The following is a 15,625-nucleotide window of genomic DNA, read 5'->3' as shown; positions in this document are numbered from 1 at the left end:
CCTCGCTTAGTCTGGTCTTGGGGCGATGCGATCGCCACGATCATAGGCTTCCCAGCCCTCACCGTTGAACAAGTCCACACCGAGTTGTGCTACTACATGGGCGAAATCGACGTTCACCCAGTTATCGACGATCTTGCCATCGACCACTTTCCAGAAATCCATATAGCGGATTTCAATCCGTTTCCCGGTCGGCTTGATGCCAAGAAACTCACCGGAGTGCGTCGCCTCCTGCCGCCCAAAGGCCGCCGCCCACTCGCCCATATAAAGACGCGCCTCGTCGATGCATGTCTTGTCGGAAAACGCGGCCTGAAACGGTCGCTGCCAATTGTCCTGAAACTCACGCAGGCCGGTTTTGGTACCGCATCCCTGATTGCCCATCCAGCGAAAGTTCTCAGAGAAAAACTCGCCTATATCGCCAATCCGGTGGTCGTTCAGACCGTCCACCATGGTTTCGATCACCCGGCGGGTTTCGTCGGTTTTGCTCATGTCCGTGTCACGCGTGAGCACGGCCTGTTCCGGGCGTGAACTCTTCATGTCTTTATCCTTTCAGGTTGCTTTGGGAGGTTTGCTGCAGTGGGGGGCGGCCCCACATACAAGAAATCCCTTGGCATCCTGTTCAGGGCCGAATGGCGCGATTGCGCGTTGCTTCGGGCGGACCGGCTCATGCCGACTGCTCCGAGATTTCGGCAAAAAGGTCGTAGCCCAGTTGCATCAGTACATGCGGGATATCCAGCATACACCAGTTCTCAACGATCTTGCCGCCTTCACAACGCCACCAGTCGCAGTCGCGCATGAACACACGTTTGCCAGTTGGTTCCAAACCCAGAAACGGTTTCACATGCACGCCAGTGATCATGCGCCAGCCGTGCAGGAAGGCATAGCCGCCGTCCCCTGCCTTGCAGTTCGCACCGACGCCGTTGATGCTGTCTTCTTTGCCGTCACCCCAACCGTCAAAGGTTGTCTCGAACGGACGCTGAAAATCCGCAAAGGCATCCACTGTGTGATAAGAACCAAGCCCGCCAGGACCATACCAGACCATGCGGGCATCCCAAAACGGGCGCCAGGCGTTGTCTTCGGTGGCAAGCTGCATCAGCATGCCCTCGACCAGATCGGCCGAGGCGCGAGACTGCACCGGGTCTGACGCACCGGTGACGATCCCGTCATGAGTGGCTGGCCCGGGTACAACCCCCTCGTAGCCCTGGCTTGTCGCCAAGGGCCAAAGGCCCAAAGCGATGATCAACTCGGCAAACCCAAGGTAGACATGGGTTTCAACAATCTTGCCACCTTCCATCCGGTGAAACTCACCAAACCGCAGAAAAGCAAGCTTGCCGCTGGGCGGGATGCCAAACAGGGGCTGCGTGAAATGTCCATGGAAATAGCCCGTTGAAGTGACCCATTCGGTGCCCAGATATTCACCACCGATCATCACATAGTTCTGACGAACAAGCCCCTGAAAAGCGTCGGCAATCGGCGCGATGATATCGGAGAAATACCCTGTGCCGTCGCGGGCTTCGTTGATCGGATGACTGGCGTTGACCTGTGCGACGGGATCGAAGGCTTCCGCCACCGCATGTTCGACAGATGCCAGCGAGCCGCCAGTGAAACTCTCCAGAAGATCCGCGTACAAGCGCTTGTTTTCATGAGATGTCTTTGTTGCGATCCCCATCGGGGGTCGGGCGGATATGGCGCACATTGCGGGGTTTTCTCCTATCTGTTTGCAGGTTTATTTGAAGTCTCGGGTCAGCCTTTGACAGCACCGGCGGTCAGACCACCGACAATCTGGCGCTGGAAGAACATCACAAGAATGAACAGTGGCACGGTGGCCGAAACCACGGCGGCGACTGCGAACATCACATTACCTTCGGTCTGGGTCGTGCCGAGGAACGCGGCAATGGCCGGAACCATGGTGCGGTTGCTTTCCGACAGCAGCATCACAGACACCGCAAAGTCGTTATAGGCCAGAAGGAATGAGAACAGACCGGTGGTGATGACCCCGGGCCACATGACCGGAATGATCACGCGGCGAAATGCCTGAAATTGATTGCAGCCGTCGACCTTCGCGCTTTCGTCCAGCTCACTCGGGATGTTCTTGAAGAACGAATGCAGCATCCACAGGGTAAACGGCTGGTTGATCGCCACCAGAACGATGATGGTGGTTGGCAGAATGCCCCAGAGGTTCCATTCGTAGAAAGGCAGCAGATAGCCCGAAACCAGTGTGATGGGAGGCATCGCACGGAAGATCAGCGCCGTCATCAGCAGCCAGAATGTGTAGTTGTGGGACGAGCGTGACAATGCATAGCCGCCCAGCGTTCCAAGCGTTAATGAAATGGTCACAACAAAGAAGCAGACGATACCGGTGTTGATGACGCTGCGCCAAAACTCTTCCTGAATCCAGGCGCCCTCATAGCCAGCACCCGTGAAAGCCGACCCATAGACCGCCTTCGTGCGTTCTCCGGTAAACCCATTGGTCCAGTCAGCAATCGAGAAAAAGTCGAGCTCGACTTTGAACGATCCCCAGACTGTCCAGGCAAAGGGAAAGGCGGCAATGACAAACCAGAGGATCACGAAAAGTGTTGTGGCAATTCTCAGGCTTTTGGGCATTCTTTGTGCACGGCTGGCCATGTTATTTTGCTCCTTTAAAGTCGCGCCAGGTGCGGACAAGCACTGGCGACAAGAGAATGGCGACGCCGATAATCGTGATTACCGAGGTTGCAGATGCCGAGGAGAGCTGGCGGGTTTCGCCACTCATGTCGTTAAAAACAAAATAACTGAGTGATTGCGCGTGGGCGGCGGCATTGAAGCCCACGATCGGTTCGAACACTTTGAAATTATCCATCAACTGGATGAGAGCAACAAAAGTGACCAGTGGCATCAGATGTGGAACGATTACATATTTGACCTGTTGCCAGCGGGATGCGCCGTCAATCTGGGCGGCTTCAAGCTGATCCCCTGGCAGTGTCTGAAGTCCGGCATAAAACACCACGAATGCAAACGGGGCGGCGTGCCAGACACCATAGACCATCAATGCAACCCACATGAGCCCAGTTGAGGCCTTGAGGCTGAAATCCGGATCTCCTGCCAGCCCGACTAAGGCCGTGCCAATTATACCGCGACTGTCGATCATCCAGAACAGGATCATCGAGCCGATCAGCGGGGTCACGATCATCGGCAGGAGCGAGAAGAAGATCAGCAGCCCCTTGAGGTGTCGGTGCAATGAATTGATTGCCAGCGCGATGACAAGCCCCATCACAATGGTGAGCGGTGTCACGATAAAGGTGAAGGTCAGGGTGAAGGCCATTGCGCGATAGAACGGCAGGTTGCTCAGGTCTGAGAAAAACCCGGCCCAGCTGTCATTGGCGGCCCAGATCTCGCCGAGTTCTTGGACCGCCAGGTGACCCCGATCAAGATAGATGTCGAGCCCGACAAAGCGGCCCAGTGGCTTTTCCGCGCGCAAAGCAGCGGTGGCATCCTGATCGATGGTGGTTTCCGTGGTGCACCCGACAAGCGGGGTGCAGCTTTCGACCTCTACGAGAACCGCCGGATGGGGCGCGAATATCGACTGCGTCACAACCGAGACAATCGGCAATGCAATAAAGAGCAGCATTGCGAGCCCGGTGGGCAGGAAAAACCAGAAGAACGTTTTATGGCGCATAGCGAAATCCCGGAGAGGTTTTGAGAATGTGGGCGGCCATGTATTGGTCGCCTACCTGGGTTGGCTCTACCGAAGGAATGGACGGCCATGTAATGGCCGCCCATGTAAGCCGGCCCTACTGAAGGAAGCCTTTTTCAATCGCAGCGGCGCGATAAGCAGCTTCGATATCAGCAAGCGCTTGTTCAGCGCTTTCTTTGCCTTGCATGAAGTCTGACAGTTCTGCACCCAGAGCGCCGTGCATCAGACCCATGTACGGCAGCATTGGATAAGGAGGCGTGCCCATCTGAGCGGCAGCGAATACGCCCTGCGCATCGTCTGTCGGCTCATAGCCATCAATCAACCAAACCGCCAGAGAACTTGTCTCGTCGTTGAGCATCTCGGGGCGGATACCGTGCTTCATGGCGATAAAGGTGGCTTCGGCTTCTGCGTCAGAGATGTTTTTGCCGACGGTCCAGCCGTCCCACCAAAGGGTGGATGCCGGGATCGTGCCACCACCAACAGTCAGTGGCGCGGCGATCGCATGTCCGGTCGCAACTTCTTCAAGCACGCCTTCTGTGGTGGCCTGCTGCGACGCGCGCGACCCCCACATGTTCATGATCGCAACGTTGCCCGCGCGGTATTCGGCGTTTGTCGCGTTGGAATCGTGGGTCAGGAAGTCCGGGTTCATGTATTCGGACAGCGCCTTCATCATGTTGAGGGCATTGACACCAGCTTCGTTGTTCACGTTGGGTTCGGCTGAACCGGGCATGAAATGAGTTCCACCATAGCCAAGGTATATGTTGTTGAATTCCTGGGCGAGATTCCAACCAGATTTGTAAGCACCACCGACCGGATTCTGCATGATCCCCTGCGAGCGGATAGCTTCAGCAACCTCAAGCAATTCTTCATAGGTGGTCGGAACTTCGACGCCAGCCTGTTCCAGAACGTCCTTGCGGTACATCAGGTGCTGTGCATTGGCCATGAAAGCAACGGCCATGATGTCGTCGCCAATTTTGATCATCTGGCTATTCAGCAAGCCATCGCCGTGCTCGGCGACCAAATCGTTCAGCGGACGGATGACGTCTTCGTTCATCAGGGCCACGATCGAGCTGTTGGCAATGATGGCGGTCGTATACTCCGACGGATTGCCGGACAAGCCAGCCACGTTGATGGTCTGGTGTTCTGAGGTGAGGTTGGATTTCACCTCGGCGCCCGTGCATTCCTTTGCGGCGGAATCGACGGCATGAATTGCGGCAAATTCGTTGCCCACAATGCTGACCCGTGCCCCGATTTCGCAAGCATGGCCTGCCGTCGCGGCAAAGGCGGCCATTGAACCTGCCAGTGCGAATTTCTTTAGAAACATTGTGTTCCTCCCTTAGAGAATGGGTGCATCTTCGAAGTCTGCACCCGGGTTGACCCTGATACTCAGGTGTTGGTCAGAGGGACTAACCCTCTATGCGTGCCCCTGTTTCTGCATCAAACAGATGGCAGTGTTCAGAATGGATCTGGATCGCGACTTGGTCGTCGATCTCGGCGCGGTAGGCCTTGTCAGCCTTGACCGAAACCAGCGCGCCGCCGATGCGGACCGAAACCATGGTGCTGTCCCCTAAAAGCTCCTGAGTGTAGATCGGAGCGTTAATTTGGCCGCCGGAGTCGACAACGCTGGCGTCCTCAGCTCGGAAGCCAAGGGTCATAGGGCCATCCGGAGCATTAAGGCCGCGGATTTCCACACATTCCGTGGTGAATGTCCCACCGCTGACCGTGCCATCCATAAGGTTCATCGCCGGGTTGCCAATGAAGCTGGCAACAAAGGCATTCGCGGGCTTGTCGTAAATCTCGACCGGGGTGCCGACTTGCTGTACGATTCCCGCTTTCATGATCACAACCCTATCAGCCAGTGTCATTGCCTCAATCTGGTCATGGGTCACGTAAATCGTGGTCACTGCCAGCTTCTGCGAGAGATTCTTGATCTGCGCGCGGGTCGACACCCGTAGCTTGGCATCAAGGTTGGACAAAGGCTCGTCCATCAGGAACACGTTGGGTTCACGCACCACGGCGCGAGCGAGCGCCACACGCTGACGCTGACCGCCGGACAACTCTGCCGGCTTGCGTTGTAGAAAATCGTCAAGCTCAACCATGGCGCTTGCGCGCATGACCTTTTCATCGTGGGTTTTGGGGTCAACACCTCGCACCCGCAATGGGAAGCGGATGTTTTCGTAGACGTTCATGTTCGGGTATAGCGCATAACTCTGAAAAACCATCGCAACGTCGCGGTCCTTGGGTTCCAGATCGTTGACCCTTTTCCCGTCAACCAGAATATCGCCCTCAGTGGCGTCCTCAAGTCCGGCGATCATCCGCATTGTCGTCGTTTTTCCGCAACCCGAGGGACCCAGCAAAACCAAAAACTCTTTATCAGCAATGGTCAGATCAAATTCGTGGACGCCCACAAAAGACCCCCAACGTTTGGACAAACTGCGGAGTTGAATTTCGGCCATATTTTCCTCCTGACGGAATGCAAACATTTTTGCATGCGTATGCAATGATCATAGACAAGCGGCGATTTGTTTGGCAACTTGTTTTTGCAATCGAATGCAAAAATTAGAGAAAACCCAGGAACTGCGTCAATGAACAGCAATTTTAAAGAAGAAAAACAAATTGTTAGGGACTTCTATGCGCGCCTCGACAGTGCGCGCGGGGCCGGTATTCCAGCGGTATTGGAAGCGTTCACATCACCAGATTATCTTTGGCGCGGGTTTCATCCGTTCAATGAAATTACATCTGCGCGCGACGTCGCCGAATCGTTCTGGACCCCACTGAGAGGTGCTCTGACCTCAATGCAGCGCCGCATGGATGTCTTTATGGCCGGTCAAAATACCATTGCAGAACAAGGTGGCGTATGGGTCGTTTCAATGGGTCATCTGATGGGCCTGTTTGATCAGTCGTGGCTTGGTATTTCCCCAACAGGAAAGATAGCCATGTTGCGGTACTGCGAATTTCACCGCGTCGAAAACGGCAAGATCACCGAAACGGCAATGTATTTCGATATCCCTCACATAATGGTTCAGGCTGGTCTTCAGCCTTTTCAGACGCAAACCGCTGCGCATCTGGTGCAGCCCGGCCCTATGACCCATGATGGCTTGATGTTCGAACAGCAAAATCCTGCCGCGGGGCTGAAAACGCTCGCCGTTATAGAAGCCATGATCCGCGACCTGGGCCAATGGGACAGCGGGCTTGGGTTGGAGGACGAACTGCGCCGAACATGGCGTGAAAACATGATCTGGTGGGGACCCGAGGGTATCGGTGCGACCTATACCATCGAACGTTACGCCAAACAGCATTCCGGCCCGTTCCGCGCAACGCTTTCCAACCGGTCCAAGACGTCACATATCGCCCGCCTGGCAGAAGGTAATTTCGGAGGCTTCTTCGGCTGGCCCAATTTCACTGCCACTCCGTCGGGCGGTTTCATGGGAATGCCCGCAACCGACACCCCCGGCGAATTTCGGGTGATCGACATCTACCGCAGAGACGGTGACAAACTGGCCGAGAATTGGATTTTCATTGATCTTCTGCATTTCTGGAACATGCAGGGTGTTGACATTCTGGGGCGTGCGACCGGCATCCACGCGGTCCGTGAAACTGGTGCAAAAGGGGTCAGATATGATTGACGCACATCACCACCTTTGGGATATTTCTACGGTTCATTATCCGTGGCTGATGACGCGCGGTGTGGAGCGGTTTTTCGGAGACCCGACCCCAATTCAACGCAACTACATGATTGACGAATTCCGCGCTGAGGCTGCAGCCGAGGGGGTAACTGCATCGGTGCACGTTCAGGTGGGTGCCGAAGACAGCATGGCCGAGGCGCGTTGGGTACAATCCGTGGCGGATGCCAACCCCGATTGACCCCTAAAGCAAGTGGTGTTTGTTGACCTTACCGCGCCTGATCTGGAGTCAATGCTGGATGCCTATCAAGCGCCGCCCAGTGTTGTTGGTATACGCCAGATTGTTGGACGTGATCCGGGCGAAGACGCGGTGACAGGAACAAACACCTTGCTCGACAACCGAGCCTTTGTCGCCGGTCTGCAAGCCGCAGGGCAACGCGGTCTGAGTTTTGATCTACAATTGATACCGGAATTGATGGAAAAGACCGCTAGGCTTCTTGCTCTGGCCTCTGATACTGCCGTGGCATTGTGCCATGCCGGATCGCCGCACGACCGGACCGGCGATGGGATGGCGCGTTGGGCAAATGATCTGCACGGGCTATCCGACCAGCCGCAGGTTCGGTGCAAACTATCTGGTCTAGGCATGTTTTATCATGATTGGTGCACAGAGAGCTTTTCGTCCCATTGTCGAAACTTGCCTGGATCAGTTCAGCCCGAGCCGCGTGATGTTTGGATCAAATTTTCCGGTGGACAAGTTGTATTCCAACTATGCCACACTGGCTCATGCTCATCGCGACCTTGTTCCGCGCGAAATGCATCAAGCGGTTTTCAACGATACCGCAGCAGATTTCTATTCCATGTTTCCATGGGGCGTTGTCAGACAAAACCGACTTGAGACGGATAAAGCGGTTTCGTAGCGCTCCGCCATGACCAAAGATGCCATAGATCCGCATAAGCGCATCCAGCTCGCGTGCCACTCTTGCACCTGAGATGCTTGTATCTGCCATCAGGCACAGGTTTTCACGGCAGCAATCGTCATTCACGGCCAACATACGGAACTTGCGGGACGCACCAAACGTGTCGGCCACAAAATCCAACGACCAACGCTCACCTGGATGCAAAGCCCGGGCATAGGTCCGTTGCCACATGCCATTTGGTTTTAGTGCTATCCTGTCCGTCACTCCATTTCTTCCTGTGCAAAAACATCAGGGCGGTGCGTTCACATGGGGCAATTCTCAGTGACAACTTTAGATCATACCGGTTCAGTTCTCAGAGGTATTCAAAGGTCCTTAACGATCTTCTCACCAGGGCTCTTGGTTGTCTGACAAAACGCTCTCCCTTTCGCTATTTCAAAGCCAGTCCGGAAGTCATACGCCTAGTGGCGATGATGTATGTCCGATTTCCGCTTTCGCTTAGAAACGTGGAGGATCTTCTGCATGAACGCGGCGTCGATGTGAGCCACGAAATGATCCGTTTTTGTTGGAACCGATTTGGCCCATTATTCGCAGCCGAGATCCGTAGAAAACGGGCCAGCCGGATGCGGTGCTACTCGAATTGGCAATGGCACATGGATGAAGTGTTTGTGAAAATCAACGGCGTCCAGCATTACCTTTGGCGGGCGGTTGATCACGAAGGTGAGGTGCTGGAAAGCTATGTCACGAAACGACGAGACCGCGCTGCAGCCCTTAAATTCATGAGAAAGGCGATGAAACGCTACGGCAAACCTGAGGTCGTCGTCACTGACAAATTGCATTCATATAGCGCTGCGATGAAGGTCATCGGCAATTCACCAGGCAAGAAACGGGCCGTTGGAAGAATAATCGTGCTGAGAATTCACATCTACCTTTTCGAAGGCGAGAGAGGGCCATGCACCGTTTTCGTCGCATGCGAAGTTTACAGAAATTCGTCTTCGTCCACGCGTCAATTTTCAATCACTTCAATCAGGGTCGCAGCCTTTCCCAAAGAGAACATTTCAAGATGAACCGCACCGCAGCTCTCACTGAGTGGCGCGGTCTATGTGCGGCATAAAAGGGCAGCCTCACTGGCCTAGTAGAGACGAATTCGAATTTGTCTGACAGCACCACCCGAAGGGCCTCAACCGAAAGTCACGAAAGATAGCAGAACGGACAAGGCAAACAAAAAGCTCCGCTCGGGCGGATCAATTTGTTTGTGTAAAATCCCTTGACTAAGATGGTCCCGTTACCGAAGTCCTGACCCTAGAGAACGATACGCCGATCATTCGCATCAAAGCCAAATGCCGCCTGGCTATCAAAGTCGATCTCAATCGTTTCGCCGACGGCGGTGCTGTCCTGACCAAACAGCCGGACTGTCATCGCCTCTTTTTGGTCAGTGGACACAAGGAGGTTGGTGTCGCCACCCAAGCGCTCAACATGTGTCACAGTGCCTTTGAGACGCCCCCCTTTTTCCAGTCGCAGATGTTCCGGGCGAATACCAAGTGTGCCGCCCTGTGGCATATCAACTGGCGCCTTTTGCAGAAAATTCATGGCAGGTGAGCCAAGGAAGCCAGCGACGAACTTATTGGCGGGGTCGTTGTAGAGCTCCATTGGGCTGCCGACTTGTTCCACACGCCCATCACGCAGCACAACGATTTTGTCGGCAAGGGTCATGGCTTCTGTCTGGTCGTGGGTCACGTAGATCATCGACGCGCTCAGCGTCCGGTGCAACTCAGCGATTTCGATGCGCGTGTTCATGCGCAGGGCGGCATCGAGGTTGGACAGCGGCTCATCAAACAGGAAGAGCTTGGGTTCGCGCACAATGGCGCGGCCGATGGCCACCCTTTGGCGTTGACCGCCTGACAATTCAGACGGGCGCCGATCCACATAGGCGTCAAGATCAAGCATCTGGACAGCTTTGCCTACACGCTCATCGATCACAGACTTTGGCTGTTTTTCCTGCTTGAGGCCGAGGGCCATGTTGTCACGTACGCTGAGGTGCGGGTAGAGCGCATAGGATTGGAACACCATGGCAATGCCCCGCTTGGCGGGAGGTGTATTATTGACGGCATCGCCACCGATATTCACCGTGCCACCAGAGGCATCCTCAAGCCCGGCAATCACACGCAGCAGGGTGGATTTGCCACAGCCCGACGGCCCGACGAAGACAACAAACTCTCCGTCCTCAACCGTCAGATTGATATCCTTCAGAACTTCGGTTTTGCCAAAGGATTTGCACACATCTGTGAGGGTCAGAGCGGTCATTGGGTGTCTCCTAGAGTAATCGTGCAGCCCGAGCGGATACTTTCATCGGCTGCCAGGCATATTGCGAGAGATTGGACGGCGTCGTCCATGTGTCGGCTCAGATCAACATCGGTTGTTATCGCATCGATCATGAAGGCAGCTTCGGCATCACAAAGGTCCTGATGTCCGGGTTCGCCCTTCATTTCTATCAATTGGTCGCCAGAGGGTCGGTGGACGAGGATACCGCCAACTTTGGTGTGACCATCGACATCATCCGATGCGCCCTTTTTGTCTTCGGTGATGGACACGGCCCCATTGGGGGACACCACATCTTTCACGAAAAACGCCGTTTCGGACATCATCGGGCCCCAGCCTGCTTCGTACCAGCCGACCGATCCATCCTCGAACCAGACCTGAAGCTGTCCGTAATTGTACATGTCAGGCGCAATTTCGTCCGAAAGGCGTAGTCCCATGCCGTTGACACGCGAAGGTTTGGCGTCGGTTATCTGGCACATCACGTCGACATAATGCACACCACAATCGACAATGGGAGACGTGTTTTCCATCAGGGACTTATGCGTCTTCCAAGTCTCGCCATCAGATTGCTGGTTGAGGTTCATGCGGAACACATACGGCCCGCCAAGATCGCGTGCCTCGGCGATCAGGCGCTGCCAGCTGGGGTGATGGCGCAGAATATAACCTACGACCAGTTTGCGACCCAGACGCGCGGCTGTTGCGATCACCTTGCGCGCGTCTGCCACGTTTGTGGCCAGAGGTTTTTCAACGAACACATCGGCGCCGGCCTCCATCGCGGCGATCGCAAACTCTGCGTGGCTGTCTGAATAGGTCGCGACGCAGACCAGATCAGGCTTGAGGGCGAGCCCTTCGGCGAATGTGGCTGGCCGTGCGTACCCCTGTAACGGCTCTTGCAGATCGACCTGAGAGCGGTTTACCAGCCCGACGATTTCGGCCTTGGGATGGGCATGATAGGCCAGCGCGTGGCTGCGCCCCATGTTTCCCAGACCCGCAACGACAACCCTCATTTGACTGCTCCTGATGTGATGCCGCGGATCAGCTGACGCGAGAAGATGACATAAAGCGCCATTACGGGCAGGATCGCCAAGGACAGCGCCGATAAAACGGCGTTCCAGTCTGTGACGAACTGGCCGATAAAGACCTGGCTGCCGAGTGTGAGGGTTTTTACCTCTTCGGCGGGTGCGAGGATCAGCGGGAACCACAAATCATTCCAGATCGGAATCATGTTGAACACCGCAACCGTTGCCATGGCCGGACGCACCAGCGGTAAGACAAGGCGGAAGAAGATCCGATACTCGGACAGCCCATCAATGCGGCCTGCGTTCTTCAGATCGTCGCTTACCTGGCGCATGAACTCCGAAAGGATGAATACGGCCAACGGCAGGCCTTGGGCGGTATAGACAAGGATCAGGGCCCAAAGCGTGTTCACAAGGCCGGTCTGAACCATCATTTCCAAGATCGCGACGGTGCCGATCCGGATGGGAATCATGATGCCAAGAGCAAGGTAAAGACCCATAAGCGTGTTGCCTTTGAACCGATATTCAGCGAGCGCAAACGCAGCCATCGCGCCAAAGAGCAGAATGAAGAACAGCGATCCCACTGTGACAATCATCGAGTTCTGAAAGTAGAGGAAAAAATCCCCTTGCTTCAGAACAGTCTCGTAGCCGATCAGCGAAAAGCTTTCAGAATTTGGCAGCGCAAGGGGTTCGCGAAAGATCGACCTGCGGGTCTTGAAGCTGTTGATTACAATTACAAAAACCGGGAACAAGGCGATGAGCGTGTAGAGGATCAGCGCGCTGTGGGCGGCAATTGTGTTCAGGCGGTTTTGACGTGCAACGTTCATGTCATTCTCCTCAGAACTGGTAGCGGCGCATGCGCGACTGAATACCAAAGAGGTACAGACACACACCGATGAGGATGATTGCGAACATGGCCGAAGCAATGGCCGATCCCATATGCGGGTCGCCCAGTTGCAATTGGAAGCCAAAGAACGTGCGATACATAAACGTCCCCAGAATGTCGGTCGAGAAATCTGGACCCGCCAGCGCGCCCTGAGCAGCATAGATCAGGTCAAAAGCGTTGAAGTTCGCCACGAATGTCAGGATCGATATGATACCAATTGAGGGTAGAATTAGCGGCAGCTTGATTTTCCAGAACGCTGAGAACCCTGTGATGCCTTCGACCTCTGCGGCTTCAAGGATCTCGTCGGGGATCGACAAAAGCGCAGCATAGATCAGCATCATCGGGATGCCGACAAACTGCCAGACCGAAACCAATGACAGGGTGGTAAGTGCATAAGCCTCTTTGCCAAGCCACGGTGCGTAGAGCGATTTCAAACCAATCGCGTCCAACATGCCAGGCGCAATCCCCCAGATCGGCGACAGGATCAGCTTCCACGCAAAGCCGACGATTACGAAGGACAGGATGGTCGGGATAAAGATGGCAGAGCGGTAAAAACTCGCAAAGCGCAGTTTCGGATGGCTTAGGATGGCCGCTAGCGCAATCCCGATCGGGTTTTGCACCAGCATGTGAATGACGAAGAACCAGAAGTTGTTGCCAAGCGCATTCCAGAATTGGTTGGACCAGATAGTATCGCCGAACAGCGTGCGGAAATTCTGCAATCCGACATAGACGCGCGTTTGATCGACTTCGGTGAATAGCGACAAGCGCAGCGTGTTAAAAAGCGGATAGATCATCACGGCCGTGTAGACCAGGACCGCCGGGGCCAGGAACACAACGATGTGCCAACGAAATCGCGGTTTTTCAGCCATTTTCTCAATCCTTCGATTTGATACGAGCCATTTGGAAAACGCCTGAGGGCGCCTTGCAAATGGACCGGTTGGAGGGGGAATTTGGCCCCGCGCAGCGATAGGTGCCGCACAGGACCAGGGAGGTGTCTTACTTCTGCTGGGGTTCGTACCAGCTTGCCAGACCAGATTGCAGGCGCGCGCCCGCATCTTCCGGGCTTTCCTCGCCTTTGATCACAGCCACGGAAGCGTTCCATGTGTCGTTTTCAAGGTTCGGTGTACCGCGGGACAGGACCTGATAGGTAGACCGGATCGTGCTTTCGCACTCACCCCGCCAGGAAATGATTTCTTGTGCCAGCGGATCTGCAAGCGTGACCGGTGCGTCCGACAGCGGGAAGAACCCAGGCAGCGCATTGGCAAAGATTGTGGCGAATTCGGATGAGCCGACCCAGTTGAGGAAAGTTGCCGCCGCTTCCGGGTTTTCGGTCGCCGCGTTCATGCCGATGCCGATATCGGTGTGATCCGAAATATAGCAGGTGTCGCCCGCATTCTGGACCGGAGGGTAAAAGGCACCCATTTCGAAATCAACCAGATTGTTAAAGCCCGAAATTTCCCAGGACCCGGTCGGATAAATCGCGGCGCGGCCCAGGGTAAAAATGTTCTGGCTGTCAGGATAGGTTTGCGCCTCATAGCCGTCGCCTAGATATTCGCTCCAGCGCGCAAGCAGACGATAGGGTGCAACCCATGCTTCATCGGTGAGCGACTGCTCTCCGGCTAGTAGTGCCAAACGACCTTCTTCCCCTTTCCAGTAGTTTGGGCCAATGTTGTTGTAGCCCATGGTTGCGGCTTCCCATTGATCGTTGGTGCCCATCGCCATTGGGATGTAGCCGCCATCTTCCTTGATGGTGTCGAGGGCGGCAAAGAATTCGGCTTCGGTTGTTGGCACTTCGATGCCCAGTTCTTCAAAGGCGTCTTTGTTGTAGATGAAGCCGTGGATCACCGAAGCCATTGGCACACAGAACTGGACGGAAGCATCATCGGTGCTCCAGCCCGACTTTGCCACGGGTGAGAAATTCGCCATGCCGTCAAGATTGCTAATGTCGGCCAGATGCCCGGCCTCGAACAACGCCAAAGAGGCATCGAACGGGCGGCATGTTATGATGTCGCCAGCAGAGCCCGCGTCCAGTTTGGAGTTCAGCACCGCATTGTATTCAGCCGGTGCAGAGGGCGTGAAGTTCAGCTTGATGCCGGGGTGCGCGGCTTCGAACGCAGGGATGATGTCGTTTTGCCAGATGGCAAGGTCATCATTGCGCCAGCTTTCGATAGTCAGCGTCACCTCTTGAGCCGTGGCTGCTCCAGTAAGGACTGACGACGCCATCATGGCTCCGATCAAAGTGGATTTTTTCATGGTCTTCTCCCTAGTTAGACCCATTGGTCTGGTTTGATGTAAGTGAAGCGAGACAGGGGCCGAGCTGGCCGCTGTGCTGTTCGAGTAAGGATAGTGCCTGTTCGAGCTGGCACCCGGTCGCGACAAGAATCGCCGGTTTGACGCGACCATCGGCTTGCGCGATGGCGGCCTCCGCTGCGTCCTCGGACACGCCCGCGATGCGCGCGACCATGCCAAGGGAGCGCCGCACAAGTTTGGCATTGTCAGCAATGACATTGACCATTTCGCCGCGATAGACATGACCCAGCTCTATCCCCATTAAGGAAGACATCAGGTTGAGCGCCGCTTTTTGCGCCGTTCCTGCGCCCAATCGGGTTGAACCTGCAATTACCTCAGGCGCAGTTTGGATACAGACCGGCTCGTCCGCCAAATCGAGCAGCGGCGTCCCTGAATTATTTGCGATTCCGATGACAGTCGCACCCTTGCGCTGGGCGATCCTGGAAACTTCGAGTGCATATGGCGTGGTGCCACTGGCGGTCAGGACAATGACAATATCGCCTGCGCGCATTTTCTCTGCAATCTGAGCGACGGCGGTTTCGTCATCTTCGGTATCGCCCGGCATATAGCCATCGACAGGCACGCCGCCCGCCATGTGAATATTGATCTGGTCACTAGGAATGCCGAAAGTGCCATGCAACTCACTTGCGTCCGCAAGCGCCATCAGGCCGGAGCTTCCCGCGGCAGCATAATGAAGGCTGCGACCCGCACGGATCGCAGAAGCCATCCTTTGGGCGCCCTTCGAAAGCGCCGGTGCGGCATGTTTGACCGCGTCGATCGCGGCCAGTTGGCCGTCCAGCAGGAACGTCGCCGCATGGAGCGCTGTGCGCGCATCGATGTAATCTCCGGCTGGTACTGTTTCTGTTGTTGGCAACGGCATGCGAATCCCCCTCCCCGATGAACAGATA

General features: G+C 55.4%; 16 protein-coding genes and 2 pseudogenes. 5 read left to right on the top strand and 13 right to left on the bottom strand.

What is annotated here, in order from left to right; translation table 11 throughout:
• Positions 1–6: 6 nt before the first annotated feature.
• The 6 genes from ABJI08_RS02520 to ABJI08_RS02495 form a co-directional block, all read right to left on the bottom strand.
• On the bottom strand, positions 7–534 hold the full coding sequence (locus tag ABJI08_RS02520) for an ester cyclase (protein ID WP_348400245.1): 528 nt from the start codon (positions 532–534) through the stop codon (positions 7–9).
• Between the two features lie 127 nt (positions 535–661).
• Positions 662–1,627 (bottom strand): ester cyclase, encoded by a 966-nt coding sequence (locus tag ABJI08_RS02515; RefSeq protein ID WP_348400244.1) that lies wholly within the window; start codon positions 1,625–1,627, stop codon positions 662–664.
• A gap of 113 nt (positions 1,628–1,740) precedes the next feature.
• Positions 1,741–2,622 (bottom strand): carbohydrate ABC transporter permease, encoded by an 882-nt coding sequence (locus ABJI08_RS02510; protein WP_348400243.1) that lies wholly within the window; start codon positions 2,620–2,622, stop codon positions 1,741–1,743.
• A gap of 1 nt (position 2,623) precedes the next feature.
• Positions 2,624–3,652, bottom strand: coding sequence for a sugar ABC transporter permease (locus ABJI08_RS02505; RefSeq protein ID WP_348400242.1), 1,029 nt, complete (start codon positions 3,650–3,652; stop codon positions 2,624–2,626).
• A gap of 115 nt (positions 3,653–3,767) precedes the next feature.
• The gene (locus ABJI08_RS02500; protein WP_348400241.1) at positions 3,768–4,994 is read right to left on the bottom strand and encodes an extracellular solute-binding protein; all 1,227 of its coding nucleotides are present in this window, start codon (positions 4,992–4,994) and stop codon (positions 3,768–3,770) included.
• Positions 4,995–5,076: 82 nt separating this feature from the next.
• On the bottom strand, positions 5,077–6,126 hold the full coding sequence (locus ABJI08_RS02495; protein ID WP_348400240.1) for an ABC transporter ATP-binding protein: 1,050 nt from the start codon (positions 6,124–6,126) through the stop codon (positions 5,077–5,079).
• A 129-nt stretch (positions 6,127–6,255) separates the two neighbouring features.
• Between ABJI08_RS02495 and ABJI08_RS02490 the strand changes: the two genes are divergently transcribed.
• The 4 genes and pseudogenes from ABJI08_RS02490 (at position 6,256) to ABJI08_RS02475 (ending at position 8,210) form a co-directional block, all read left to right on the top strand.
• Complete coding sequence (locus tag ABJI08_RS02490) at positions 6,256–7,296, top strand: nuclear transport factor 2 family protein (RefSeq protein ID WP_348400239.1); 1,041 nt, start codon at positions 6,256–6,258, stop codon at positions 7,294–7,296.
• On the top strand, positions 7,289–7,534 hold the full coding sequence (locus ABJI08_RS02485) for a hypothetical protein (protein ID WP_348400238.1): 246 nt from the start codon (positions 7,289–7,291) through the stop codon (positions 7,532–7,534). The genes ABJI08_RS02490 and ABJI08_RS02485 overlap by 8 nt, the downstream gene beginning before the upstream one ends.
• A gap of 51 nt (positions 7,535–7,585) precedes the next feature.
• Positions 7,586–7,900, top strand: a pseudogene (locus ABJI08_RS02480) (amidohydrolase); the annotation flags it as partial.
• A gap of 46 nt (positions 7,901–7,946) precedes the next feature.
• Positions 7,947–8,210: an amidohydrolase family protein gene (locus ABJI08_RS02475; RefSeq protein ID WP_348400531.1), complete on the top strand. Its 264-nt coding sequence runs from the start codon at positions 7,947–7,949 to the stop codon at positions 8,208–8,210.
• 21 nt (positions 8,211–8,231) lie between these two features.
• On the opposite strand, the pseudogene ABJI08_RS02470 reads toward ABJI08_RS02475, so the two are convergent.
• A pseudogene (locus tag ABJI08_RS02470) lies at positions 8,232–8,402 on the bottom strand (IS3 family transposase); the annotation flags it as partial.
• Positions 8,403–8,677: 275 nt separating this feature from the next.
• Between ABJI08_RS02470 and ABJI08_RS02465 the strand changes: the two are divergent.
• Positions 8,678–9,274 (top strand): IS6 family transposase, encoded by a 597-nt coding sequence (locus ABJI08_RS02465; RefSeq protein WP_348400530.1) that lies wholly within the window; start codon positions 8,678–8,680, stop codon positions 9,272–9,274.
• A gap of 235 nt (positions 9,275–9,509) precedes the next feature.
• Here ABJI08_RS02465 and ABJI08_RS02460 read toward each other — a convergent pair whose 3' ends face one another.
• The 6 genes from ABJI08_RS02460 to ABJI08_RS02435 all read right to left on the bottom strand — a co-directional run bounded on the left by ABJI08_RS02460 (position 9,510) and on the right by ABJI08_RS02435 (position 15,597).
• Positions 9,510–10,511, bottom strand: coding sequence for an ABC transporter ATP-binding protein (locus ABJI08_RS02460; RefSeq protein ID WP_348400237.1), 1,002 nt, complete (start codon positions 10,509–10,511; stop codon positions 9,510–9,512).
• Positions 10,508–11,533, bottom strand: coding sequence for a Gfo/Idh/MocA family oxidoreductase (locus tag ABJI08_RS02455; RefSeq protein ID WP_348400236.1), 1,026 nt, complete (start codon positions 11,531–11,533; stop codon positions 10,508–10,510). Before ABJI08_RS02455 ends, ABJI08_RS02460 begins: the two co-directional genes overlap by 4 nt.
• Positions 11,530–12,369 (bottom strand): carbohydrate ABC transporter permease, encoded by an 840-nt coding sequence (locus ABJI08_RS02450; RefSeq protein WP_348400235.1) that lies wholly within the window; start codon positions 12,367–12,369, stop codon positions 11,530–11,532. Before ABJI08_RS02450 ends, ABJI08_RS02455 begins: the two co-directional genes overlap by 4 nt.
• Before the next feature lie 10 nt (positions 12,370–12,379).
• Positions 12,380–13,297, bottom strand: a complete 918-nt coding sequence (locus ABJI08_RS02445; RefSeq protein ID WP_348400234.1) for a sugar ABC transporter permease — start codon at positions 13,295–13,297, stop codon at positions 12,380–12,382.
• A gap of 127 nt (positions 13,298–13,424) precedes the next feature.
• Positions 13,425–14,681 carry an ABC transporter substrate-binding protein gene (locus ABJI08_RS02440; RefSeq protein WP_348400233.1) on the bottom strand — a complete coding sequence of 419 codons (1,257 nt, stop codon included), beginning with the start codon at positions 14,679–14,681 and terminating at the stop codon, positions 13,425–13,427.
• A gap of 10 nt (positions 14,682–14,691) precedes the next feature.
• Complete coding sequence (locus ABJI08_RS02435; protein WP_348400232.1) at positions 14,692–15,597, bottom strand: N-acetylmuramic acid 6-phosphate etherase; 906 nt, start codon at positions 15,595–15,597, stop codon at positions 14,692–14,694.
• Positions 15,598–15,625 lie beyond the last annotated feature (28 nt).

Origin of the sequence: Shimia sp. (assembly GCF_039969785.1) — a bacterium.
Classification (GTDB): Bacteria; Pseudomonadota; Alphaproteobacteria; order Rhodobacterales; family Rhodobacteraceae; genus Shimia.
The sequence above is the reverse complement of the archived record's forward strand: the minus strand, read 5'-3'. Positions and strand labels throughout refer to the sequence as shown.

Bases quoted from the DNA above. Each gene is read 5' to 3' on its own strand.
- ABJI08_RS02505 (WP_348400242.1), bottom strand. From the start codon at position 3,652: ATGCGCCATAAAACGTTCTTCTGGTTTTTCCTGCCCACCGGGCTCGCA.
- ABJI08_RS02520 (WP_348400245.1), bottom strand. From the start codon at position 534: ATGAAGAGTTCACGCCCGGAACAGGCCGTGCTCACGCGTGACACGGAC.
- ABJI08_RS02435 (WP_348400232.1), bottom strand. From the start codon at position 15,597: ATGCCGTTGCCAACAACAGAAACAGTACCAGCCGGAGATTACATCGAT.
- ABJI08_RS02445 (WP_348400234.1), bottom strand. From the start codon at position 13,297: ATGGCTGAAAAACCGCGATTTCGTTGGCACATCGTTGTGTTCCTGGCC.
- ABJI08_RS02490 (WP_348400239.1), top strand. From the start codon at position 6,256: ATGAACAGCAATTTTAAAGAAGAAAAACAAATTGTTAGGGACTTCTAT.
- ABJI08_RS02510 (WP_348400243.1), bottom strand. From the start codon at position 2,622: ATGGCCAGCCGTGCACAAAGAATGCCCAAAAGCCTGAGAATTGCCACA.
- ABJI08_RS02495 (WP_348400240.1), bottom strand. From the start codon at position 6,126: ATGGCCGAAATTCAACTCCGCAGTTTGTCCAAACGTTGGGGGTCTTTT.
- ABJI08_RS02455 (WP_348400236.1), bottom strand. From the start codon at position 11,533: ATGAGGGTTGTCGTTGCGGGTCTGGGAAACATGGGGCGCAGCCACGCG.
- ABJI08_RS02485 (WP_348400238.1), top strand. From the start codon at position 7,289: ATGATTGACGCACATCACCACCTTTGGGATATTTCTACGGTTCATTAT.
- ABJI08_RS02465 (WP_348400530.1), top strand. From the start codon at position 8,678: ATGATGTATGTCCGATTTCCGCTTTCGCTTAGAAACGTGGAGGATCTT.
- ABJI08_RS02450 (WP_348400235.1), bottom strand. From the start codon at position 12,369: ATGAACGTTGCACGTCAAAACCGCCTGAACACAATTGCCGCCCACAGC.
- ABJI08_RS02440 (WP_348400233.1), bottom strand. From the start codon at position 14,681: ATGAAAAAATCCACTTTGATCGGAGCCATGATGGCGTCGTCAGTCCTT.
- ABJI08_RS02500 (WP_348400241.1), bottom strand. From the start codon at position 4,994: ATGTTTCTAAAGAAATTCGCACTGGCAGGTTCAATGGCCGCCTTTGCC.
- ABJI08_RS02460 (WP_348400237.1), bottom strand. From the start codon at position 10,511: ATGACCGCTCTGACCCTCACAGATGTGTGCAAATCCTTTGGCAAAACC.
- ABJI08_RS02475 (WP_348400531.1), top strand. From the start codon at position 7,947: ATGATTGGTGCACAGAGAGCTTTTCGTCCCATTGTCGAAACTTGCCTG.